The sequence below is a fragment of the Paracoccus haematequi genome, from assembly GCF_900631945.1.
Taxonomy (GTDB): Bacteria; Pseudomonadota; Alphaproteobacteria; order Rhodobacterales; family Rhodobacteraceae; genus Paracoccus; species Paracoccus haematequi_A.
Map to the genome: position 1 here is coordinate 171,914 of NZ_UZWE01000029.1, position 22,209 is coordinate 194,122.

General features: G+C 67.8%; 18 protein-coding genes and 1 pseudogene. 15 read left to right on the forward strand and 4 right to left on the reverse strand.

Features of this window, described 5'->3' with window-relative positions:
* Nucleotides 1-44 precede the first annotated feature (44 nt).
* Nucleotides 45-1,187, forward strand: coding sequence for an alpha-D-ribose 1-methylphosphonate 5-triphosphate diphosphatase (locus PARHAE_RS09470; protein WP_126154367.1), 1,143 nt, complete (start codon nucleotides 45-47; stop codon nucleotides 1,185-1,187).
* A gap of 408 nt (nucleotides 1,188-1,595) precedes the next feature.
* On the opposite strand, the gene cobO is transcribed toward PARHAE_RS09470, so the two are convergent.
* Both cobO and PARHAE_RS09480 read right to left on the reverse strand, forming a co-directional pair.
* Nucleotides 1,596-2,204 (reverse strand): cob(I)yrinic acid a,c-diamide adenosyltransferase, encoded by a 609-nt coding sequence (gene cobO / locus PARHAE_RS09475; protein WP_126154368.1) that lies wholly within the window; start codon nucleotides 2,202-2,204, stop codon nucleotides 1,596-1,598.
* A gap of 406 nt (nucleotides 2,205-2,610) precedes the next feature.
* The gene (locus tag PARHAE_RS09480; protein WP_126154369.1) at nucleotides 2,611-3,312 is read right to left on the reverse strand and encodes a GntR family transcriptional regulator; all 702 of its coding nucleotides are present in this window, start codon (nucleotides 3,310-3,312) and stop codon (nucleotides 2,611-2,613) included.
* A 157-nt stretch (nucleotides 3,313-3,469) separates the two neighbouring features.
* On the opposite strand from PARHAE_RS09480, the pseudogene PARHAE_RS22100 reads away from it, so the two are divergent.
* The 5 genes and pseudogenes from PARHAE_RS22100 to tcuB form a co-directional block, all read left to right on the forward strand.
* A pseudogene (locus PARHAE_RS22100) lies at nucleotides 3,470-4,372 on the forward strand (ABC transporter substrate-binding protein); the annotation flags it as partial.
* A 214-nt stretch (nucleotides 4,373-4,586) separates the two neighbouring features.
* On the forward strand, nucleotides 4,587-6,260 hold the full coding sequence (locus PARHAE_RS09490; protein ID WP_126154370.1) for an ABC transporter permease: 1,674 nt from the start codon (nucleotides 4,587-4,589) through the stop codon (nucleotides 6,258-6,260).
* Nucleotides 6,253-7,308 carry an ABC transporter ATP-binding protein gene (locus PARHAE_RS09495; RefSeq protein ID WP_126154371.1) on the forward strand — a complete coding sequence of 352 codons (1,056 nt, stop codon included), beginning with the start codon at nucleotides 6,253-6,255 and terminating at the stop codon, nucleotides 7,306-7,308. The genes PARHAE_RS09490 and PARHAE_RS09495 overlap by 8 nt, the downstream gene beginning before the upstream one ends.
* 2 nt (nucleotides 7,309-7,310) lie before the next feature.
* Nucleotides 7,311-8,717, forward strand: coding sequence for an FAD-dependent tricarballylate dehydrogenase TcuA (gene tcuA / locus PARHAE_RS09500; RefSeq protein WP_126154372.1), 1,407 nt, complete (start codon nucleotides 7,311-7,313; stop codon nucleotides 8,715-8,717).
* Nucleotides 8,704-9,858: a tricarballylate utilization 4Fe-4S protein TcuB gene (gene tcuB, locus PARHAE_RS09505; protein ID WP_241232746.1), complete on the forward strand. Its 1,155-nt coding sequence runs from the start codon at nucleotides 8,704-8,706 to the stop codon at nucleotides 9,856-9,858. Before tcuA ends, tcuB begins: the two co-directional genes overlap by 14 nt.
* Nucleotides 9,859-9,873: 15 nt before the next feature.
* On the opposite strand, the gene PARHAE_RS09510 is transcribed toward tcuB, so the two are convergent.
* Nucleotides 9,874-10,905: an extracellular catalytic domain type 1 short-chain-length polyhydroxyalkanoate depolymerase gene (locus tag PARHAE_RS09510; protein ID WP_126154373.1), complete on the reverse strand. Its 1,032-nt coding sequence runs from the start codon at nucleotides 10,903-10,905 to the stop codon at nucleotides 9,874-9,876.
* Between the two features lie 20 nt (nucleotides 10,906-10,925).
* Nucleotides 10,926-11,342, reverse strand: coding sequence for a CopG family transcriptional regulator (locus PARHAE_RS09515; RefSeq protein ID WP_126154374.1), 417 nt, complete (start codon nucleotides 11,340-11,342; stop codon nucleotides 10,926-10,928).
* 176 nt (nucleotides 11,343-11,518) lie between these two features.
* Between PARHAE_RS09515 and PARHAE_RS09520 the strand changes: the two genes are divergently transcribed.
* The 9 genes from PARHAE_RS09520 (at nucleotide 11,519) to PARHAE_RS09560 (ending at nucleotide 22,207) form a co-directional block, all read left to right on the forward strand.
* Nucleotides 11,519-13,015: a phospholipase D-like domain-containing protein gene (locus PARHAE_RS09520; RefSeq protein ID WP_126154375.1), complete on the forward strand. Its 1,497-nt coding sequence runs from the start codon at nucleotides 11,519-11,521 to the stop codon at nucleotides 13,013-13,015.
* A 129-nt stretch (nucleotides 13,016-13,144) separates the two neighbouring features.
* A complete protein-coding gene (locus PARHAE_RS09525) occupies nucleotides 13,145-13,525 on the forward strand; it encodes a hypothetical protein (protein WP_126154376.1) in 381 nt (126 codons plus the stop codon).
* Nucleotides 13,522-15,765 (forward strand): NosR/NirI family protein, encoded by a 2,244-nt coding sequence (locus PARHAE_RS09530; RefSeq protein ID WP_126154377.1) that lies wholly within the window; start codon nucleotides 13,522-13,524, stop codon nucleotides 15,763-15,765. The genes PARHAE_RS09525 and PARHAE_RS09530 overlap by 4 nt, the downstream gene beginning before the upstream one ends.
* A gap of 18 nt (nucleotides 15,766-15,783) precedes the next feature.
* Entirely contained in the window at nucleotides 15,784-17,730 is a 1,947-nt protein-coding gene (gene nosZ, locus PARHAE_RS09535) for a TAT-dependent nitrous-oxide reductase (RefSeq protein ID WP_126154465.1), read from the forward strand.
* Between the two features lie 3 nt (nucleotides 17,731-17,733).
* Nucleotides 17,734-19,062 (forward strand): nitrous oxide reductase family maturation protein NosD, encoded by a 1,329-nt coding sequence (locus PARHAE_RS09540; RefSeq protein ID WP_126154378.1) that lies wholly within the window; start codon nucleotides 17,734-17,736, stop codon nucleotides 19,060-19,062.
* Nucleotides 19,028-19,924, forward strand: a complete 897-nt coding sequence (locus PARHAE_RS09545) for an ABC transporter ATP-binding protein (protein WP_126154379.1) — start codon at nucleotides 19,028-19,030, stop codon at nucleotides 19,922-19,924. The genes PARHAE_RS09540 and PARHAE_RS09545 overlap by 35 nt, the downstream gene beginning before the upstream one ends.
* Nucleotides 19,921-20,742, forward strand: a complete 822-nt coding sequence (locus PARHAE_RS09550) for an ABC transporter permease (protein ID WP_126154380.1) — start codon at nucleotides 19,921-19,923, stop codon at nucleotides 20,740-20,742. The genes PARHAE_RS09545 and PARHAE_RS09550 overlap by 4 nt, the downstream gene beginning before the upstream one ends.
* On the forward strand, nucleotides 20,739-21,314 hold the full coding sequence (locus PARHAE_RS09555; protein WP_126154381.1) for a nitrous oxide reductase accessory protein NosL: 576 nt from the start codon (nucleotides 20,739-20,741) through the stop codon (nucleotides 21,312-21,314). Before PARHAE_RS09550 ends, PARHAE_RS09555 begins: the two co-directional genes overlap by 4 nt.
* Nucleotides 21,311-22,207: an FAD:protein FMN transferase gene (locus PARHAE_RS09560; RefSeq protein WP_126154382.1), complete on the forward strand. Its 897-nt coding sequence runs from the start codon at nucleotides 21,311-21,313 to the stop codon at nucleotides 22,205-22,207. The genes PARHAE_RS09555 and PARHAE_RS09560 overlap by 4 nt, the downstream gene beginning before the upstream one ends.
* The last annotated feature ends 2 nt before the right edge of the window (nucleotides 22,208-22,209 follow it).

A 22,209-nucleotide genomic window follows, 5' to 3' on the forward strand; every position in this document is an offset into this window, starting at 1 on the left:
CAAGCGGCGCGATCACGGGCCGACGACACAGACAGGACAGACAGATGACCGACACGATCCTTTCCAACGCCACCCTGGTCCTGCCGGACGAGGTGATCCGGGGCAGCCTGCGCCTGTCAGATGGCCGCATCGCGGAAATCGCCCCAGGCGCCTCCGTGACGCCTGGGGCGGTGGATTGCGCGGGCGATCTGGTCATGCCCGGCCTGGTCGAGCTGCATACCGACAACCTGGAACGCCACCTGCAACCGCGCCCCAAGGTCGAATGGCCGCATCAGGCGGCGATCGTGGCGCATGACGCGGAACTGGCCTCGACCGGGATCACCACCGTCTTCGACGCGCTGCGGGTCGGGTCGGTCTTCACCAGCAGCAATGTGGGTTATGGCGAATATGCCCGCGCGCTGGCGACCGAAATCCTGGATCTGCGCGCGCAGGGGGCGCTGCGGATCAGCCATTTCCTGCATCTGCGGGCCGAGATCTGTTCGGAAACCCTGGTCGAGGAGATGGCCAAGTTCGGTCCCGAGGATCGCATCGGCATCGTCAGCCTGATGGACCACACCCCCGGCCAGCGGCAGTTCCGCGACGTGACGAAGCTGCGCGACTATGTGATGGGCAAGCGCGGCCTGTCCGATGCCGAATTCGACGCCCATGTTGAAAGCCAGCAGGCGCTGAGCGAAAGGCTGGGCGCGCTGCACGAGGCGACGGCGGTGGCCGAGGCGCGCCGCTATGGCGCGGTGCTGGCCAGCCATGACGACACCACGGCCGATCAGGTGGCGGTCTCCGCCGCCCACGGCGTGCAGGTCGCCGAATTCCCGACCACGGCCGAGGCCGCGCGGGCCTGCCGCGACCGGGGCATCGCGGTGATGATGGGGGCGCCGAACCTGATCCGGGGCGGATCGCATTCCGGCAATGTCGCGGCGCATGACCTGGCCGAGACCGGGCATCTGGACATCCTGTCGTCGGATTATGTCCCGTCATCCCTGCTGACGGCGGCGCTGATGCTGGGCGATCTGTGGGGCGACGTTCCCCGCGGCGTGGCAGCGGTGACATCCGCGCCCGCCCAGGCCGTCGGGCTGTCCGACCGGGGATCGCTGCGCCCCGGCGCCCGCGCGGACGTGATCCGGGTGGCGCGGCTGGGCAAGGCTGGGGCGGTGCGCGGGGTCTGGGTGCAGGGCAACCGCGTCGCCTGACGGCGCGTCGCCCGCAGGCTATCCGCAGCATTACCGGCCTGTCATCTTTCCCGCCTCTCGAAAGCGGGAAAGGACACGTCCATGACCGGCACCGCAATGCCGACACCCTGTCCCCGCTTGAGGCCTTGGCGATCCCAGGTCGCGGCCGGGGCCGCCGCGATCCTGGAAGGCTGGGCGCCGGTGATCCGGCGTCCCGAGTTTGCCGACAGCACCGCGAATTTCGCCACCTATCTGGCGTTTCGCCGCCAGGACATCTCAACAAGAAGACACCGCAGCGTCGGCCTCTGCAAAGCTGGGATGCGGATGCGGGATCGTCCTTGCGCCCGGCGCCTTACAGCGCGCCGATGCGTTCGGGGATCCGTTCGGTGCGTCGCGGCGGCCGAGGGGGGACCGGCCCCGCGCGACCGTTCAGAATTCGACGCCCTTCTGGGCCTTCACGCCGTCGCGGAACGGGTGCTTCAGCAGCGTCATTTCCGTGACCAGATCGGCGGCCTCGATCAGTTCGGCCTTGGCGTTGCGGCCGGTCAGGCACACATGGGTCATGGCGGGCTTCCGGGTCAGCAGGAAATCGACCACCTCGTCGATGTCCAGATAGTCGTAGCGCAGCGCGATGTTGATCTCGTCCAGCAGCACGAAGCGGATCTGCGGGTCGAGGATCTGCCGTTTCGCGATCTCCCAGCCGTGGCGCGCGGCGGCGATGTCGCGGTCCCGGTCCTGGGTTTCCCAGGTGAAGCCCTCGCCCGAGACGAAGAACCGGCAGTCCTGGGCGAAATGCTGCTCCAGCAGGCTGCGTTCGCCGGTTTCCCAACTGCCCTTGATGAACTGGACCACCGCGCAGGGCATCCGATGGGCGATGCAGCGCATGATCATGCCGAAGCCGGACGACGACTTGCCCTTGCCCGCGCCGGTATGGACGATGACCAGGCCCCGCTCCTGGGTCTTGGTCCGCATCATCCTGTCGCGGGCGGCCTTGATCCGCTTCATCTTCTCGGCATGGCGAAGGGCGTCGTCGTCCATGGATCGGCTCCTCGGATGTGGCGGGCGGCTGGCGGCCGTCCTAGCAGAGGAACAGGAGATATGCGAGGCCCCGCCCGAGGCTCCCCATGTTCCATCCCTAAAAGTTTCTATTGCCGGGCAGGAGGTTAAGCGGTCCACGCTTGTCATGAGCAAGCGAGACAAGCGATACTTCTGGTTGAGCGCGCAACAGCTGCGGCGACTTCGGCCCTTCTTTCCCAAGCTGCGGGGCGCTCGATCTGACGACTGAAAAGGGCTGAGCGGGATCATGATGATGTCCCCTGGGATGGTTGTATCTGGCGGTAGGCCTTGCGCTTTGGTGCGGGCCGGGCTGATCAGTCTCGGGATCGAGGCCTCGTCCCGCAAGGCCATTCCAAGGCGGCGGGTGGAAACAGCGTTTCCGTTCCGGCTAGTCGGCGTTCAGCATCTTCAGCCGGGTCGCCAGGGCGCTGCGGATATGGTCGCGGGCAGCAAGTTCGGCGGCGTCGGGATCATGGGCGGCGATGGCGTCCAGGATGCGGCGGTGCTCGGCGGCGGCAGGCCCGGCGCGGCCGCTGACCGAAAAGGTCGTGGCCCCCAGCAGCGCCAGGAAATCCTGCAACTCTTCCAGCGGGCTGTGGAAGAAGCGGTTGCGGACGGACCCGGCGATGGCCTCGTGGAACTTCTTGTTCAGGCGCGCGCATTCGGCCACGTCGGCGGTGCCTTCGAACGCGGCCTGCAGATCGGTCAGCAGCGCGATTTCCGCGCCGGTGGCGTTTTCGGCGGCGAAGCGGGCGGCGGTGCCCTCCATGATCTCGCGCATCTGGTAAAGCTCGAACACCTCGGCCCGGTCCAGCCTGCGGATCATCAGCCCGCGCCCGCCCGACACCTCCAGCAGGCGGCGTTCCAGCATCCGGCGCAACGCGTCGCGCACCGGCGTGCGGCTGACCGAGAAATGCTCGGCGATTTCCTCTTCCCGCAGGCGGTCGCCGGGCTGGAAGATTCCCTGGCGCAGCGCCTGGCGCAGCACCGAAAAGACCGCATCGCCCAGGCCCGCGCCCCTGGTGCCCGTCACCGCATCGGGACGGATCGCGGTCAGCCGGGACGGGCCGTGGTCGGGACGGATGGTCATGCGCGCAGCCTCGTTCTTCATGTCCGGTCAGGATAGGGGCGCGAAAAGGGAAAGGCCACCGTCCAGAATTTTATTGCTTTTTATTGTATACAATAATATCCAATAAAAACGAGAGCCAGATTCCGATTCGACCCCGCTTTCGCCAGGGAGGAAGTCCATGAAGACGCTGAATGAAACGGCCGTGCGCCGTCTGCTTTTGCCTGCCCTTTTGCTGGCCGCGCCCGTCGCGGCCTGGGCCGAGATTCCGGCGGGCTATCCCGCCGATTACGCCGATATTCTGGCCGCTGCCGAGGCCGAAGGCTCGGTCGTGATCTATGCCAATACCGAACATGCCGCGGTCGAGCCGATCCTGGCCGATTTCCAGAAGGCGTTCCCGAAGATTCGCGCCGACTATATCGAGATCAAGGCCGCCGACCTGTTCAGCCGCGTCAGCAGCGAAGCCGCCGCCGGGGCGCTGAAGGCCGACATCGTCTGGTCCTCGGCGATGGATCTGCAATACCAGATGGTCGAGGACGGAATCGCCGCCGAATACGCCTCGCCCGAGAAGGGATCGATTCCCGACTGGGCGTCCGACGGCGACCGCATCTATGCCACCACCTACGAACCCGTGGTGATGGTCTATAACAGCAAGGTCATCCCCGAGAGCGAAATGCCCGACACCCGCGCGGGCCTGGCCGCCTGGCTGACCGAAAACCGCGACGCCATGGCGGGCAAGGTCGCCACCTATGACCCCGAGCGGTCGGGCCTGGGCTTCTTTGCCGTGAACGAGGATGCCAAGCACGGCGACGACCTGTGGCCGCTGGTCACGGCCTTCGGCGCGGTGGATGCCAAGTTCTACACCTCGACCGGGACGATGCTGGAAAAGATCAGCGCGGGCGAACATGCCATCGGCTATAACATCGTCGGTCCCTATGCCTATCTGCGGGCGGAACGCGACCCGAACGTCAAGGTCGTGGTGCCGCAGGATTATGCCGTGGTGCTGTCGCGGCTGGCGATCATCACCGAACAGGCGGACCATCCCCATGCCGCGCGGGTGTTCCTGGACTATCTGCTGTCCAAGCGCGGCCAGACGGTCGTCGGCAACGAGGCGCATCTGTTCGCCATCCGCCCCGATGTCGAGGGCAAGGCGACCATCGCCGGCCTGACCGCCGAGAACGGCGACCGGCTGAAACCCGTGGCCATCGGTCCCGAACTGCTGGATGCGATCCAGCCGATGGAACGGCTGGCCTTCTTCCGCAAATGGGGCCGACGCGTTGAAGGCGGGGCGATAAGCCATGCGCAGCGATTTCTGGCGCAACAACGTCGTCCTGCTGACGGCGCTGTTCATCCTGGCCCCGGTCGGGCTGATCCTGTGGCAAAGCTTCCTGACCGACGCCTTCTTCAGCGCGCGGGCCAGGACCACCGCGGAGACCTATGGCTTCGTGCTGGGCGATCCGGGGTTCCGCGACGCCCTGCTGAACACCGTCATCCTGTCGGCGGGCATGGTTCTGATCGCGGTTCCGCTGGGGTCGCTGCTGGCCTTCCTGATGGTCAGGACCGACATGCCTGGCCGCAAGTGGATCGAACCGGCGATCTTCCTGCCGCTGTTCATGTCGCCCATGGTCCTGGCCTTCGGCTATATCGTGTCGATCGGGCCGTCGGGCTTCTGGTCGGTCTGGTGGCAGCAACTGTTCGGCGGCGCGCCGTTCTGGAACGTCTATTCCATGCCGATGCTGGTCCTTGTGGTCGCGCTGACCCATGTGCCGCATGTCTATATCTATGTCTCGACCGCGCTGCGCACCGTCCCCTCGGATCTGGAGGAGGCGGCCCGCGTCGCCGGAGGCTCTCCGCTGACGGTGGCGATGCGGGTCACGCTGCCGCTGGTCTGGCCGTCCATCGCGGTCAGCGCGGTGCTGGTGGCCTTTCTGGGGTTCGAGCTGTTCGGCCTGCCTTATGTGCTGGGCGACCAGGACGGGCGGCTGGTGCTGGCGACCTATCTTTACAAGTTCAACACCCTGCTGGGGCGGCCCGCCTATCAGCTGATGGCGGTGGTGGTGATCTTCATCATGCTGGTGACGCTGCCGCTGGTGATGCTGCAACGGCGGATGCTGCGGTCGGCGCAGCGTTATTCCACCATCGGCGGCAAGGCCGCGCGCGCCCATCCCATCCCGCTGGGACCGTGGAAATGGGTGGCCCTGGCGGGGGTGCTGATCTGGCTTTACGCGGTCGTGCTGCTGCCCCTGTCGGGCGTCGCGCTGCGGTCCTTCGTCACCACCTGGGGTCCGCTGGTCGCGATCCGCGACGTGCTGACGCTGGACAACTATCACAAGCTGGCCGACCTGCCGCTGATCCGCCGGTCCATCGTCAACACGCTGATCCTGGCCTTCGCGGGCGGTTTCGCATCGCTCTGCGTCTATGCGGTGATCGGGCTGGCGTCGCATCGTTCGAAGGCGAAAAGCACCAAGGCGCTGGATTTCCTGGTGCTGCTGCCGCGCGCCATGCCGGGGATCGTCGCCGGTCTGGTGGTGTTCTGGATCTTCCTGTTCGTGCCGGTGCTGAAGCCCTGGGTTGCCTCGCTGGTGGCGATGTGGGTCGCCTATACGCTGGTCTGGCTGCCCTTCGGGTTGCGGCTTGTGTCCAATTCCTTCGGCCAGGTCGGGCGCGAGCTTGAGGAGGCCGCCCATGTCGCCGGGGCGGGTCAGGCCCGCGTCGCCCGCGACGTGATCCTGCCGCTGGCCCGGCACGGCCTGCTGGCCGCCTGGCTTCTGGCCTTCCTGCTGTATGCCCGCGAATATTCCACCGGCATCTTCCTGATGGGCCAGGGCAACGAGGTGATGGGCACCATGCTCGTCAGCCTGTGGAACGGCGGCAATATCGACGTGGCCTCGTCCCTGGCCGTGGTCAACACCCTTGTCATCGCGGGCGGCATCGCGCTGGCCCTGCGCTTCGGAGTGCGTCTTGATGCCTGAACTGATCGTTGAAAACATCCATCTGAAATACGGCGCCGTCGAGGTGCTGAAGGGCGCGTCCTTCGCCGTCGAAAAGGGCCGCATCGCCGCGCTTCTGGGGCCGTCGGGGTCGGGCAAGACCACGCTGCTGCGTACCGTCGCGGGGCTGGAACGCGCCTATCGCGGCAAGGTCTCGGTTTCCGGCAAGCAGGTTTTCGACGGCGAGTCGGGGCTGGATCTGCCCGCCGAAAAGCGCGGGCTGGGCTTCGTGTTCCAGTCCTATGCGCTGTGGCCGAACCGCACCGTCTTCGACAACGTGGCCTATGGCCTGCGGCTGCGCAAGGCGCCCGAGGCCGAGGTCAAGCGCAAGGTCGGCACCGTCTGCGAGGTGCTGGGCCTGGGCCATCTTCAGGAACGCTTTCCCGCGCAACTGTCGGGCGGCCAGCAGCAGCGCGTCGCCATCGCCCGGTCGCTGGCCTATGACCCGGCGGTCCTGCTGCTGGACGAGCCGCTGTCGAACCTGGACGCCAAGCTGCGCGACGAGGCGCGCGCCTTTCTCAAGGAACTGATCACCCGAGAGGAGCGCGCGGCGGTCATCGTCACCCATGACCAGATCGAGGCGCTTGCCATCGCCGACACCATCGTGCTGCTGAACGGCGGCGTGATCGCGCAGGAAGGCAGCCCCGAGGATCTGTACAACCGTCCCCGGACGCTGTTCACCGCCGATTTCATCGGCAACAACGTGCGGCTGGCGGGCAAGGTGGTGGCGGCCAACGACGGCTTCGCCACGCTGGACTGCGACGGCATCCGCGTCACCGGCCGCATGGGCCAGCCCAAGACCGCCGGAGAGGCGGGGACCGCCATCTGCCGCATGGACCGGCTGGCCTTGGCGCAGCCGGGGGAACCCGACACGGTGGAAATGCACCGCGCCACCTCGATGTTCCTGGGCGAGAAATGGGAGCATGTCTATCGGCTGGGCGATCACAGCCTGCGCGTGCTGACCGAGGGGGCGGTGGCCAACGACACCTCTCCGATCCGCATTCCGCGCGAAAGCGTCTGGGTGTTCTGACCATGGAAAGGCCGGTCGATTTCACTCAATCCTATGATGTCGTCATCGCGGGGGGCGGGAACGCGGCGCTGTGCGCGGCCATCGCCGCCCGCAGGGGCGGGGCCAGCGTGGCCGTGGTGGAAAAGGCGCCGCGCTTCTATCGCGGCGGCAATACCCGCCACACCCGCAACATGCGCTGCGCCCATGACAGCGCCACCGAAACCCTGTCCGGCCCCTATACCGAGGACGAATTCTTCGACGACCTGCTGCGGGTGACGCAGGGAAAGACCAACCCGGATCTGGCCCGGATGATGATCCGGCGGTCCAAGGACATGCTGACCTGGATCACCGAACAGGGGGTGCGCTTCCAGCCCTCGCTGGGCGGCACGCTCAGTTTGGGGCGGACCAACAGCTTCTTCCTGGGCGGCGGTCGGGCGATGCTGAACGCGCTGTATCGCACCGCCGAAAGCCTGGGCGTGCATGTCGTCTATGACGCCGAGATCACCGATCTGGAACTGGACGGCACCCGCTTCGTCGCCGCCGAGGTGACGACGCCGCAGGGCAAGCGCCGGCTGCCCGGACACGCGCTGGTCGCCGCCTCGGGCGGGTTCGAGGCCAATATCGACTGGCTGAAGGAAGGCTGGGGCGAGATCGCCGAGAACTTCCTGATCCGGGGCACGCCCTATAACCGCGGCTCGCTGCTGCGCACGCTGATCGGCAAGGGGATGCAGCAGATCGGCGACCCGACCCAGTGCCATGCGGTGGCCATCGACGCCCGCGCGCCGAAATACGACGGCGGCATCATCACCCGGCTGGACTGCGTGGTCTTCGGCATCGTCGTGAACCGCGACTGCCAGCGTTTCTATGACGAGGGCGAGGATATCTGGCCCAAGCGTTACGCCATCTGGGGCCGCCTGGTCGCAGCCCAGCCGGGCCAGATCGCCTATATCATCTTCGACGCGCGGTCGCTGAAGCTGTTCATGCCCTCGCTGTTCCCGCCCGTCACCGGCGCCAGCATCGAGGCTCTGGCGGGCAAGCTGGATCTGGATCCGGCCGCCCTGCGCGCGACGGTGGACCGCTTCAACGCCGCCGTGCAGCCGGGCCAGTTCGACGACACCATCCTGGACGGCTGCCATACCGAGGGGCTGACCCCCGCCAAGACCAACTGGGCGCGCCGGATCGAGGAAGGGCCGTTCTATGCCTATCCGGTCCGTCCCGGCATCACCTTCACCTATCTGGGCGTCGCCGTCGATGACGAGGCGCGGGTGCAACTGGCCGGCGGCGGGCGGGCCGAGAACATCTGGGCGGCGGGCGAGATCATGGCCGGCAACGTGCTGGGCCAGGGCTATGCCGCCGGGATCGGAATGACCATCGGCAGCGTCTTCGGCCGCCTTGCCGGAGAAGGAGCAAGCAGCCATGCAAGCCGCTGAATTCGTGATGCCCGGACAGCGGGCCGATGCGGCGGACGCCGCCCACCAGTCCCATCTGGACGAGGCCGAGCGGCTGATGACCGTCTGCAATTCCTGCCGCTACTGCGAGGGGCTGTGCGCGGTCTTCCCGGCGATGGAGATGCGCCGCGCCTTCACGGCGGGCGACCTGACCTATCTGGCGAACCTGTGCCACAATTGCGGGGCCTGCAATTCCGACTGCCAGTTCGCCCCGCCGCACGAATTCGACGTGAACGTCCCCAAGGTGCTGGCCGAGGTCCGCAACGACAGCTATGCCCGCTATGTCTGGCCCGGCTTCCTGGCACCGATGTTCCATCGCAACGGGCTGATGGTCACGCTGGTCGCGGCGCTGTCGGTCGCGGCTTTCGTCATCGGCTTTGCCGCCTGGCACGACCCGGCGGTGATGTTCGGCACCCATACCGGGCCGGGCGCCTTCTACCGGATCATGCCGCACAACACGATGGTGGCGATCTTCGGCGCGGCCTTCCTGTGGTCGATCCTGGCCATCGTGATGTCCTGCATCAGGTTCTGGCGCGACATCGGGGAACCGGCGGCGACCCTGCGCGACCCCGAGGCGCTTGCCGGCGGGGCGCATGACGCGGCGACGCTGAAATACCTGGACGGCGGCGGGGTCGGCTGCATGAACGACAGCGACAAGCCCGACGACAACCGCCGCCTGTTCCACCACCTGACCTTCTATGGCTTCATGCTGTGCTTCGCCGCGACCTCGGTCGGGACGCTGTGGCATTACCTGCTGGGCCGCGACGCGCCCTATCCCTGGTGGGATCTGCCGGTGGTGCTGGGCACGCTGGGCGGGATCGGCATCACGGTGGGGCCGCTGGGCCTGCTGACCGCCAAGTTCCGCCGCGACCGGCAGCTGATGGATGAAAGCCGCATGGGCATGGACGTGGCCTTCATCGTGATGCTGCTGCTGACGGGCGTCACGGGCCTGGCGCTGCTGTTCCTGCGCGCGACGCCGCTGATGGGCACGATGCTGGCGCTGCATCTGGGGTTCGTCTTCGGCTTCTTCGTCACCATGCCCTATGGCAAGTTCATGCACGGCATCTTCAGGGGGCTGGCCCTGGTCCGATACGCGGCGGAAAAGCGGCGCCACTTGGGCTGACGCGCCGCCCGGCCGCTATCCCGGTCGTCCGCCGAGGGGCTGGTCCAGGAAAAAGCGCACCATCTCGGCGCTGGCGTCGGGACCGGCGGGATCCGTATAGGATCCGCCCGGACGGCCGCCCGACCAGGCATGGCCCAGTCCCTCGACGACCCAATGCTCGGTCAGCACCTGGCCGTCCAGGGTGGCGGTGATGTCGCGGCTGTGGCTGCGCCCGCCGGTCCTGGCCTTCGCCTGATCGACCAGCGTCTGGTCCGGCCCTGCGGCCAGCGTATCCGCCACGATCCGCTGGCCGTTCAGCGGATGCACGGTCCGGTCGGCGCTGCCGTGAAAGACGATTGCCGGAGTGGCGGCGGCCTTGCGGGGCCGCGCGGCTTCGGGCGCCGCCGTGCCGTTCATCGCCGCGAAGGCGCCAGGCACGTCCCTGGCCGCGCCGAAGGGCAGGCCGGAATGGGCGCCGATGGCCGCGAAGACATCGGGATGGGTCTGGCCCAGGATCACCGCCATGGCCGCGCCCGCCGACAGCCCGGCGGCAAAGACCCGCCCCTGCGGCACGTCATGGCCGAGGGCCAGGGCAGAGGCCATCCGGGCCAGGATCTCGGGCTCTCCGCGGCCGCGGCGCTGATCGCCGGGGCTGAACCAGTTCCAGCAGGACTGGGCGTTCTCGCCGCGCGATTGCTGGGGATAGACGACGATCAGACGGTGCGTCTCGGCCAGGTCGTTCATGCCGGTGCCGCACGCGAAATCGGCATGGGTCTGGGTGCAGCCATGCAGCATCAGGATTAGCCCCTGGACCCCTTGCGCCGCTGACGACGGCACATAGACCATGTAATCCCGGCTGCCCGCCGCGCAGTCAAAGCGGTCGGCCGTGAAGCTGGCACCCTGGGGGACCGGCGGGGCAGGGGATCGCGCGGCAGCAAAGGGCGCCTGGACCCCCTGCGGCATGGACAGCCCGTGCTGGGCCAGGGTGCGTTCGACCAGAGCGTTGGCGCCGTCCAGGCGCAAACCGCCGATCGCCTGGCGCAGGGCGCCGACGTTGAAGTTCTTCATCTGCTTGGTCCTTCGAAAGGTCAGGAAATCCGGTCGGCCAGGGCCTTCTTCACCTCGGGCCCCGCTTGCAGCGCCCCCAGCACCGAAATCGATCCGATGGTCGCGCGCGCCAGATCCGGGGGAATGTCGGGGGCAAAGCGCGCCAGGCCCACGACCTTGATATGCAGAACCTCGCCCTTGTCGCGCAGCGCCTCAAGCTCGGCCCTGGTATAGTCGCGCAGGCCCAGTTCCATCGTATGCCGATCAATCGACCGGGCGACGACATCGCGGTGGCCGTCCAGCTGGCGGCGGATGGCGGTGCGGATGAAATCGCTGCGGTTGGAATAGAAGCCCTCCTGCACCAGCAGGTCGATCCGGCCCAGGTCCACATAGCCCAGGTTGATGGTGATCTTTTCGGTGTCGGGCGTCCTGTCGCGCAGGCTGCGTATCTCGGCCATCGTGTTTCTCCATCCGCATGGATGGTATATGGATGGAAATTCAGGAACTGCAAGCCCCCCGGCGCCACTTTCCCCGCCTGTCCGCAGAACCCGCTGGAACCTGTTCCCGATCTCGGTGATTTTTCCCTGCGCGCGTTCCGGCAGGACGGCGATGCCATCGAAGGGAAGAACCGATCATGATCGAATTGCAGCCGGGCCGGAACTGCTGGCGGGTCGAAACGGCGGACCGCCTGTCCGTCATCATCGACGGCAAGGCCTATTTCCGCGCCCTGCGCGAGGCGCTGCTGAAGGCGGAACGGCTGGTGATGATGATCGGCTGGGATTTCGATTTCGAGATCGAGATGCTGCCCGGCGAAAGCGACGGCGACGGGCTTGCTCCGGACGGATTCCCCAACAAGGTCGGGCTGTTCCTGGACGCCATCGTGGACCGCCGCCCCGGCCTGGACATCTATCTGCTGAAATGGAGCGGCGGCGCCCTGATCGCGCCCGGCGGCATCCTGCCCGCCCTTCAGGTCAAGCTGATGTCGCCCGACCAGATCCACCTGGCCTTCGACGGGCGCCACCCGCTGGGCGCCTGCCATCATCAGAAGATCGTCGTGATCGACGACAGCCTGGCCTTCTGCGGCGGCATCGACATGACCGACGGCCGCTGGGACGATCCCGGCCACAAGGACGACAACCCGCTGCGCTGCCTGAAGAACGGCGATGACGCGCAACCCTGGCATGACGCGTCCACCGTGCTGTCGGGACCGGCGGCGGCGGCGCTGTCGGAACTGGCCCGCGCCCGCTGGGCCCGCGCCCACGATGCCGAGGCGGACGAGACCTTCGAACCCGGCGCCGACCTGTGGCCCGACAGCATCGACCCGGTGTTCCGCGATATCCCCATGGCCATCGCCCGCACCGCCCCGCCCGAGGCCGACAGGCCCCCCATCCACGAGATCGAGGATCTGTATCTGGACGCCATCGCCGGGGCGCGCCGCTGCATCTATATCGAATCGCAGTATTTCTGCGCCGACAGCATCACCCGCGCCCTCGCCCGCCGCCTGGCCGAACCCGACGGGCCCGAGATCGTGGTGATCAACCCCTATGCCGCCCAGGGCCATCTGGAGGATCAGGCGATGCACGTCACCCGCAGCCGGATGATCCGGCAACTGCGCGCCGCCGACCCCCATCGCCGGTTCCGCATCCTGTATCCCGTGACCGGCAGCGGCCAGCCGATCTATGTCCATGCCAAGATCATGATCGTCGACGACGTGCTGTTGCGCATCGGCTCCAGCAACATCGACCGGCGGTCGATGGGCTTCGACACCGAATGCGACGTGGCGATCACCGCCCCCGACGATGCGACGCGACGCCTGATCGGCGACGTCCGCACCCGGCTTCTGGCCGAACATCTGGGCCTGTCCCCCGACCGCGTCGGCGCCGAGATCGAGCGGCAGGGCGGCCTGCTGCCCGCGCTCGACGCGCTGTGCCGTCCGCAGGGGCGCAGCCTGCGCCCGCTGCTGCCGCGCCGGGAAACCTGGCTGGGCAGCATCCTGGCCGATACGCGCTTTTTCGATCCCCGCTATCGCCGCAGCGCACAGGCGCGGATGGGCATCACCACGCGCCATATGGTGATCGGCGCGGCGGTTCTGGCGGGCGGCGTGATCCTGTGGCGCCGGTCGCGGCGCTAATCGCCTGGATAAGCAACAGCTTGGCCGAATGGGCGGGGCGGGGCGGCGCGGCCGGCTGCCCGCCCGTCGCCTGCGCGCTGTTTGATCCAACGCAAAGACGCCTGCTTCGCCGCGTCCTATGCGGAACCGATGAAACGCGCGTCCCATTCTGTTCCCTCGAGGCTCTGCCTGGCGATTCTGCCTGTGCTGATGCTGCTGGCCGGAACCTGGGCGCAGGGATTCGCGTCGGCGTCGCAGGCGATGACCGTGGTCATATGCAGCGACGGCGCCATGAAGACGATCACGCTGGACCCCGAGGACGCGGGCCATGGTCCGCAGGATTGCCGGGATTGTCCGGCCTGCCCGCTGCCGCTGCCCTTGGATCTGCCGCAATCGGCTGACGCCGCCGCCCCGCTGGCCTGGCATCAGGCCGTGTCGTCCTGGCGGATCGCCGTTCCCCTCCTGTCGCGCCGGGCCGCCGCGCCCCTGTCGCGCGGCCCCCCGTTCCAAGCCCCCCGGTTCCGCGCATGACCCTGTTCCGCCCCCTCCATCGCCTTTTGCCGGCGGCCGTTTTGGCCTTGGTCTGCCTGGTCCTGCTGGCGCCCCTGCCTGCTGCCGCGCAAAGCGTCCTGGCCGATCTGCTGCCCGACCAGACCGCCTCGGACCTGGTGGCGGGGGCCGAGGGCTTCGGCCCGATCCGCGACGATCTGGCGGCAGCCCCCGTCCTGAAGGGCGGAGAGACCGTCGCCTGGGCCTTCGTCACATCCGATTTCGTGGGCACCACGGGCTATTCCGGCAAGCCCATCCACACGCTTGTGGCCATCGGCACCGACGGCAGGATCGCCGGCGTCAAGCTGGTCAAGCATTCCGAACCCATCGTCCTGATCGGCATCCCCGAGGCCAAGGTCCGCGCCCTGGTCGAGGGCTACAAGGGCCTGGACCTGGTAGCCGAGGCGAAGTCGGGCGGCACCACGCATGACGTGGACATCATCTCGGGCGCGACGGTCACGGTGATGGTGATCGACGATTCGATCATCCGGTCCGGGCTGAAGGTCGCGCGCACGCTGGGGCTGGGGGGCCTTGCCCCCGAAGCCGCCGCCACCGGCCCGCGATACGAGATCGCCGCCGATGCCCCGGCCCCGGCCGACTGGCCGACGATGGAGGGCGACGGCACCCTGCGCCGCCTGTCGCTGGACGTGGGCCAGGTGAACGCGGCCTTCGCCGCCAACGCCGACCCCCGCGCCGCCGGGCGCGCCCTGACCGAGGCGCCCGAAACCACCTTCATCGAAATGCAGGTGGCGCTTGTCTCGGTCCCGGCCATCGGCACGGCGCTGCTGGGCGATGCCGCCGACGCCAACCTGCGCGGCTGGCTGGGTCAGGGCGATCAGGCCATCGCGGTGTTCGGGCGCGGCCTCTACAGCTTCAAGGGGTCGGGCTATGTGCGCGGCGGGATCTTCGACCGGATCGTGCTGATCCAGGACGACGTGTCGGTCCGCTTCCGCGACCGCGACCATCGCCGCGTCAATGCCATCGCGGCCCAGGGCGCGCCGGACTTCCCGGAAATGGATCTGTTCCGCATCCCCGCCGCCTCGGGCTTCGATCCGACCAGGCCGTTCCGCATCCAACTGCTGGTGCATCGCGATGTCGGGCCGATTGAAAAGATTTTCCAGACCTTCGACCTGTCCTATCAGCTGCCGCAGCAATACCTGCGCATGGCGGCGGCCCCCGCCGCCGCCCTGCCCGCGCCCGAAGCCGTGCCCGCCGCCGCCCAGCCGGTCGCCGCCGAAGGCGAGGTCCAGGCCCAGGCGCAGTTGTGGAAACGCATCTGGCTGGATTCCAAGCCCAAGATCGCGGTCCTGGGATCCATGCTGGCGGTGCTGACGCTGGTGTTCTTCTTCCAGCAGTTCGCGGTCAGGAACGAACGCCGCTTCTATATCTTCCGCATGGCCTATCTGACGGTCACGCTGGTCGTGCTGGGCTGGATGTTCAACGCGCAGCTGTCGGTCGTGAACCTGATGGCGCTGTTCGGCAGCCTGGTGAACGGCTTCAGCTGGCAGGCCTTCCTGCTGGATCCGCTGACCTTCATCCTGTGGTTCGCGGTTGCCGCCGCGCTGCTGTTCTGGGGGCGTGGCGCCTATTGCGGCTGGCTGTGCCCGTTCGGCGCCTTGCAGGAACTGACCAACCAGGTCGCGCGCAAGCTGCGCATCCCGCAATGGACCCTGCCCTGGGGACTCCACGAACGGCTGTGGCCGATCAAGTACATGATCTTCCTGGGACTGTTCGGCGTCAGCCTGATGAGCGTGGAGCAGGCCGAACACCTGGCCGAGGTCGAGCCGTTCAAGACCGCGATCATCCTGAAATTCGTGCGGGCCTGGCCCTTCGTCGCCTATGCGGTGGCGCTGCTGGTGGCGGGGCTGTTCGTCGAGCGCTTCTATTGCCGGTATCTGTGTCCGCTGGGCGCGGCCCTGGCGATCCCGGCGCGGGTGCGGATGTTCGACTGGCTGAAACGCTATCACGAATGCGGAAATCCCTGCCAGATCTGCGCCCATGAATGCCCCGTGCAGTCGATCCATCCGACCGGAGAGATCAATCCGAACGAATGCATCAACTGCCTGCACTGCCAGGTTCTCTACAATTCGCCCAAGGTTTGCCCGGTCGTCATCAAGAAGATGAAACGGCGCGACAAGCTGGCGGCAAGCGCGGTCCCCGATCTGGGCAGGCCCCCTGCGGGCCACCCGAACGCGGGCCGCGTCACCGAACCCACCACCTGAAAGCAACAGGAGACGATGATGGAAACGACCGACAATAGGGGCCTCAGCCGGCGGATGCTGCTGGGCGCGACCGCCGGGGGCGCCGCAGTGGCGGGCACGCTGGGCGGGCGGCTGGCGCTTGGCCTTGGCGGCGCTGCGGGCCTGACCGCCGCGACCTCGGGCGCGGCGATGGCGGCGACCGGGGCCGACGGCGGCGTGGCGCCGGGGCAGCTTGATACCTATTACGGCTTCTGGTCGTCCGGCCAGACCGGCGAGATGCGGATCCTGGGCGTGCCGTCGATGCGCGAGCTGATGCGGGTGCCGGTCTTCAACCGCTGTTCGGCCACCGGCTGGGGCCAGACCAACGAATCGATCCGCATCCACCAGCGGACCATGACCGACAAGACCAAGACGATCCTGGCCGCCAACGGCAAGAAGATCCACGACAACGGCGACCTGCACCACGTCCACATGTCCTTCACCGAGGGCAAGTATGACGGCCGCTACCTGTTCATGAACGACAAGGCGAACAGCCGCATCGCGCGGATCCGCTGCGACGTGATGAAATGCGACGCCATCCTGGAACTGCCGAACGCCAAGGCCATGCACGGGATGCGTCCGCAGAAATGGCCGCGCACCAACTATATCTTCGCCAATGGCGAGGACGAGGCGCCGCTGATCAACGACGGCACCACGATGGACGACCTGTCCACCTATGTGAACATCTTCACGGCCGTCGACGCCGACAAGATGGAGGTCGCCTGGCAGGTGATGGTGTCGGGCAACCTGGACAACTGCGACGCGGATTACGAAGGCAAATGGGCCTTCTCGACCTCGTACAACTCGGAAATGGGGATGACCCTGGCCGAGATGACGGAATCCGAAATGGACCATGTCGTCGTCTTCAACATCGCCGAGATCGAGAAGGCCATCGCCGAGGGCCGCTTCGAGGAAGTGAACGGCGCCAAGGTGCTGGACGGCCGCAAGGACGCGAACAGCCCCTTTACCCGCTATATCCCGATCGCCAACAACCCCCATGGCTGCAACATGGCGCCCGACCGGAAGCACCTGTGCGTCGCGGGCAAGCTGTCGCCGACCGTGACCGTTCTGGACGTGACGAAATTCGACGCGCTGTTCACCGAAAACGCCGATCCGCGCAGCGCCGTGGTGGCCGAACCGGAACTGGGCCTCGGGCCCCTTCACACCGCGTTCGACGGGCGGGGCAATGCCTATACCTCGCTGTTCCTGGACAGCCAGGTGGTCAAGTGGAATATCGAGGACGCGATCCGCGCCCATAACGGCGAACAGGTCGAACCGATCAAGGACAAGATCGACGTTCATTACCAGCCCGGCCATCTCAAGACCGTGATGGGCGAGACGCTGGACGCCAGGAACGACTGGCTGGTCTGCCTGTGCAAGTTTTCCAAGGACCGTTTCCTGAACGTGGGTCCGCTGAAGCCGGAAAACGACCAGTTGATCGACATTTCGGGCGACAAGATGGTGCTGGTCCACGACGGCCCCAACTTTGCCGAGCCGCATGACGCGATCTCGGTCGATCCGGCGATCATGTCGGGGATCAAGTCGGTCTGGGACCGCAACGACCCGCTGTGGGCCGAGACCCGCAAGCAGGCCGAGGCGGACGGCGTCAATATCGACGATTGGGCGGACACGGTGATCCGCGACGGCAACAAGGTGCGCGTCTACATGACCAGCGTGGCGCCGAACTTCAGCCTGGAAAGCTTCACCGTGACCGAGGGCGACGAGGTGACGGTCATCATCACCAACATGGACGAGATCGACGACCTGACCCACGGCTTCACCATGGGCAACCATGGCGTCGCGATGGAGGTTGCGCCCCAAGCCACCACCTCCGTCACCTTCGTCGCGGGTGCGCCCGGCGTCTATTGGTATTACTGCCAGTGGTTCTGCCATGCGCTTCACATGGAGATGCGCGGCCGCATGTTCGTCGAACCGAAGGCCGCCTGAGCGATGCGCCGGATTGCCCTGATCCTTGGCCTGCTGGCCGCCCTGCCCGCGCTTGGGGCAGAGCGCGCGGTTGCGCCGGGTCCGGGCAATCTGGCCGCCGCCATCGCCGGGGCCGCCCCCGGCGACGTGCTGACCCTGACCGGCGGGGCCTATCCCGGCCCCGTCGCCATCGACCGCCCCCTGACCATCACCGGCCCCGAGGGTGCGGTGGTGGACGGCCAGGGGCAGGGCACCGTCATCACCGTCGACGCCCCCGACGTGGTGCTGCGCGGCTTCACCGTGACCGGATCGGGCGGCCGGAACGAGGATCTGGACGCGGGCGTCAAGATCCTGAAGGGTGCCGACCGCGCCGTGATCGACGGCCTTGTGCTGGCCGACAACATGCACGGCATCGACGTGCATGGCGGGCGCGACGCGCGGGTCACGAACAACCGCATCACCGGGCGGCAGAACCGGCAGATGAACGAACGCGGCAATGGCATCTATGTCTGGAACAGCCCCGGCACCCTGCTGGAGGGCAATGTGATCCGCTATGGCCGCGACGGCATCTTTTCCAACGCCAGCGCCGACAGCATCTATCGCGGCAATGTCATGCGCGACCTGCGCTTTGCCGTGCACTTCATGTATACCCGCAACACCGAGGTCTCCGACAACATCAGCATCGGCAACCATCTGGGCTTTGCCATCATGTTTTCCGACCGGGCGAAGATCCTGCGCAATCTCAGCCTGGGCGACCGCGAACACGGGCTGATGCTGAACTATGCCAACAATGCCGACGTGACCGGCAACCTGGTCCGGGGGGGCACCAAGAAATGCCTGTTCATCTATAACGCGCACAAGAACCTGATCTGGGACAACCGCTTCCAGGATTGCGGCATCGGCCTCCATTTCACCGCAGGATCCGAACGCAACGTGCTGACCGGCAACGCTTTCATCGGCAATCGAGAGCAGGTGAAATACGTCGGCACCCGCTTCATGGAATGGAGCCACGAGGGGCGCGGCAATTTCTGGTCCGACCATCCGGCCTATGACCTGAACGGCGACGGCGTGGCCGACGGCACATACCGCCCGAACGACCTGATCGACCATATCCTGTGGTCGCAGCCCGCCGCCAGCCTGCTGACCGGATCACCCGCCGTGCAGCTGGTCCGCTGGAGCCAGTCCAGCTTTCCCGCCACCCTTCCCGGCGGCGTCACCGACAGCCACCCGCTGATGCGCCCCCTGACGATTCCCGTTCCCCCGCAGATCGCGGCCTTCGAGGCCGAGGCGGCGGGCCGATGGGCCAAAGGAACATACGATGACATCGACCCTGACGATCTCGCATCTCACTAAACGCTTCGCCGGGGTCGAGGCATTGCGCGACGTGTCGCTGACGGTGGACGCCGGGCAGCGCGTGGCGCTGCTGGGCCATAACGGGGCGGGCAAGTCCACGATGATGAAGATCATCCTGGGGCTGATCCCCTTTGACGGCGGCGCGGTCACGGTCTGCGGCGCGGCGCCCGGTTCCGCCGCCGCCCGCGCGCAGGTCGCCTATCTGCCGGAAAACGCCGCCTTCCACCCGGCCCTGACGGGCGAGGAGCAGATCCGCCATTACCTGTCGCTGCGCGGCGAAAAGCCCGCCCAGGCCGTCGACCTGCTGGCCCGCGTCGGTCTGGGCGATGCCGCGAAACGGCGCATCGGCACCTATTCCAAGGGGATGCGGCAGCGGGTCGGCCTGGCGCAGGCGCTGATCGGCAAGCCGCGCCTGCTGGTGCTGGACGAGCCGACCTCGGGCCTGGACCCGGTGTCGCGGCGCGATTTCTATGCGCTGCTGGACGATCTGGCGGCGGGCGGCACCGCGATCCTGCTGTCCAGTCACGCCCTGACCGAGGTCGAGGCCCGCACCGACCGGATCCTGATCCTGTCCGGGGGCCGGCTGATGGCGCAGGGCACGCTGTCCGATCTGCGCCGCAAGGCCGCCCTGCCGGTGGCGATCAGCGTGGCCCCCGCCGCCGGACAGCGCGATGCCCTGGCGCAGGCCCTGCCCATGGCGCGGGCCAATGGCGACGGACGGCTGCATCTGGATTGCGCCCAGGACGACAAGCTGGCGGTGCTGGCCCGCATCACCGGCCTGCCGCAGGTCGCGGATCTTGAGGTGATCCCGCCCAGCCTGGAAGACATCTATTCCCATTTCAGCCGGAGGGACGGGCAATGAGCCGCATCCTCTCCACCGCCGCCAACGAATTCCGCATCGCGCTGCGCAACCGCTGGGTCGCCATCGCCGTGGTGCTGATGGTGGTCTTCGCCCTGGTCCTGGCCGCCGCCGGGGCCGCGCCCACGGGCGACATCGGCGCCGACCGGCTGTCGGTGATCGTCGCCTCGCTGACCTCGCTGGCGGTTTATCTGGTCCCGCTGATCGCCCTGCTGATGAGCTTCGACGCCATCGCCGGCGAAGTGGAACGCGGCACGCTGCCCCTGCTGCTGACCTATCCCGTCTCGCGCACGCAGATCCTGCTGGGCAAGCTGCTGGCGCATCTGGCGATCCTGACGCTGGCGGTCTGCGCGGGATACGGCGCGGCGGCGGTTGCGGCGATCTGGGCCGATCCGGCATCGGTGGCCGGGCTGCCGTCGCTGGTGCGGCTGATCTGGACCTCGGTCCTGCTGGGCGCGACCTTCCTGGGGGCGGGCTATGGCCTGTCGGTCCTGGCGCGGCGCCCCTCGGGCGCGGCTGGGCTGGCGGTCGGGCTGTGGCTGGGGGCGGTCGTGCTGTATGACCTGGTGCTGCTGGCGCTGATCGTGTCCGACGGGGGCGGGGCGCTGACCACCCAGGCGCTGCCCGCGCTGCTGCTGGCCAACCCGGCCGACGCCTTCCGCCTGTTCAACCTGGCGGCGGCCCAGGCCAGCGCGGCGGCGGGCGGCATGGGCGGCGCGGCGGCGGCGATCCCGTTGTGGCAATCGGCGCTGTCGGTCGCCCTGTGGCCGGTGCTTGCCCTGGCGCTTGCCACCGCCGCCTTCCGAAAGGTCACGCCATGAGGCCCGCGCTGATCCTGGCCCTGTGCCTGTCCCTTGCCGCCTGCAAGCAGGAGGTCGCGCAGGACACCAGCCCGGTCGAACTGACCGCCCAGACCTTGGGCCATTTCTGCCAGATGAACCTGCTGGAACATCCCGGTCCCAAGGCGCAGGTGCATCTGGAGGGGATGCCGGGCACGCCCCTGTTCTTCAGCCAGGTCCGCGACGCCATCGCCTATGCCCGTCTGCCCGAACAGAGCCTTCCGATCCTGGCGATGCAGGTCAACGACATGGGCGCCCCCGGCGCCACCTGGGACGATCCGGGCCGGGGCAACTGGATCGACGCCGAGGACGCCTTCTATGTCCTGGGATCGGCCCGCGAAGGCGGCATGGGCGCGCCCGAGGCCGTGCCCTTCGGGACCGAGGACGCCGCCCGCGCCTTTGCGGCAGCGGAAGGCGGCAGCGTGATGCGCCTGTCGCAGATCTCGGACGATCTGGTCCTGACGCCCGAGGAGACCGCCCCCGACAGCGCCGAGGATGCCGATTTCGAAGACCGCCTGCGCGCCCTGTCGCGCGCCCCGAGGGATAAGCCATGACCCTGAGCCGCCGCCGTTTCCTTGCCGTTTCCGCCACCGCCGCCCTGCTGCCGGGCGCCCTTGCCGCCGCGCCGCGATACTGGACGGGGCAGGCGCTTGGCGCCCGCGCCTCGATCCGCCTGGACCATCCCGACGCCGCCGCGATTACCGCCCGTTGCCTGGCCGAGATCGACCGGCTGGAAGACATCCTGTCGCTGTATCGCGCCGACAGCGCCCTGTCCCGGCTGAACCGCGACGGGCGCCTGGATGCGCCGCCGTTCGAGCTGCTGGAATGCCTGTCGCTGGCGGGCAGCGTCCACCGGGCCAGCGGCGGGCTGTTCGACCCGACGCTGCAACCGCTATGGGCCTTGTGGGCCGAAAGCGCCGCGCAGGGCCGCCGCCCGTCCGCTGCCGAACGGCAGGCGGCCCTGGCGCGTGGCGGCTGGGGCGACGTGCATCTGTCCGAAGACCGCATCGCCCTGCGCCCCGGCATGGCGCTGACGCTGAACGGCATCGGCCAGGGCTATGTCGCCGACCGCGTGGCCGCCCTGCTGGAAGCCGAGGGGCTGACCGACATCCTGATCGACACCGGAGAGATGCGCGCCCTAGGCGGCCGCGCCTGGCCGGTGCGGATCGAGCGCGGCGGCAGCGTCGATCTGGCGGCCCGCGCGCTTGCGACCTCGGCCCCGCTGGCGACCTGCTTCGACGCGGGCGGGCGGGACGGCCATATCCTGGACCCGCGCACGGGTGGACCCGCGGCATCGGCCTGGGCGCAGGTTTCGGTCTCGGCGCCGCAGGCGGCGCTTGCCGACGCGCTGTCGACGGCGGCCTGCCTGACGCGGGACAGGGGGGAACTGGACGCGCTGATGGCCGCCGTTCCCGCCGCCCGGCTTGAGGACGTGCGCCCCGCCTGAGG

Bases quoted from the DNA above. Each gene is read 5' to 3' on its own strand.
- PARHAE_RS09470 (WP_126154367.1), top strand. From the start codon at position 45: ATGACCGACACGATCCTTTCCAACGCCACCCTGGTCCTGCCGGACGAG.
- cobO (WP_126154368.1), bottom strand. From the start codon at position 2,204: ATGGACGACGACGCCCTTCGCCATGCCGAGAAGATGAAGCGGATCAAG.
- PARHAE_RS09480 (WP_126154369.1), bottom strand. From the start codon at position 3,312: ATGACCATCCGTCCCGACCACGGCCCGTCCCGGCTGACCGCGATCCGT.
- PARHAE_RS09490 (WP_126154370.1), top strand. From the start codon at position 4,587: ATGCGCAGCGATTTCTGGCGCAACAACGTCGTCCTGCTGACGGCGCTG.
- PARHAE_RS09495 (WP_126154371.1), top strand. From the start codon at position 6,253: ATGCCTGAACTGATCGTTGAAAACATCCATCTGAAATACGGCGCCGTC.
- tcuA (WP_126154372.1), top strand. From the start codon at position 7,311: ATGGAAAGGCCGGTCGATTTCACTCAATCCTATGATGTCGTCATCGCG.
- tcuB (WP_241232746.1), top strand. From the start codon at position 8,704: ATGCAAGCCGCTGAATTCGTGATGCCCGGACAGCGGGCCGATGCGGCG.
- PARHAE_RS09510 (WP_126154373.1), bottom strand. From the start codon at position 10,905: ATGAAGAACTTCAACGTCGGCGCCCTGCGCCAGGCGATCGGCGGTTTG.
- PARHAE_RS09515 (WP_126154374.1), bottom strand. From the start codon at position 11,342: ATGGCCGAGATACGCAGCCTGCGCGACAGGACGCCCGACACCGAAAAG.
- PARHAE_RS09520 (WP_126154375.1), top strand. From the start codon at position 11,519: ATGATCGAATTGCAGCCGGGCCGGAACTGCTGGCGGGTCGAAACGGCG.
- PARHAE_RS09525 (WP_126154376.1), top strand. From the start codon at position 13,145: ATGAAACGCGCGTCCCATTCTGTTCCCTCGAGGCTCTGCCTGGCGATT.
- PARHAE_RS09530 (WP_126154377.1), top strand. From the start codon at position 13,522: ATGACCCTGTTCCGCCCCCTCCATCGCCTTTTGCCGGCGGCCGTTTTG.
- nosZ (WP_126154465.1), top strand. From the start codon at position 15,784: ATGGAAACGACCGACAATAGGGGCCTCAGCCGGCGGATGCTGCTGGGC.
- PARHAE_RS09540 (WP_126154378.1), top strand. From the start codon at position 17,734: ATGCGCCGGATTGCCCTGATCCTTGGCCTGCTGGCCGCCCTGCCCGCG.
- PARHAE_RS09545 (WP_126154379.1), top strand. From the start codon at position 19,028: ATGACATCGACCCTGACGATCTCGCATCTCACTAAACGCTTCGCCGGG.
- PARHAE_RS09550 (WP_126154380.1), top strand. From the start codon at position 19,921: ATGAGCCGCATCCTCTCCACCGCCGCCAACGAATTCCGCATCGCGCTG.
- PARHAE_RS09555 (WP_126154381.1), top strand. From the start codon at position 20,739: ATGAGGCCCGCGCTGATCCTGGCCCTGTGCCTGTCCCTTGCCGCCTGC.
- PARHAE_RS09560 (WP_126154382.1), top strand. From the start codon at position 21,311: ATGACCCTGAGCCGCCGCCGTTTCCTTGCCGTTTCCGCCACCGCCGCC.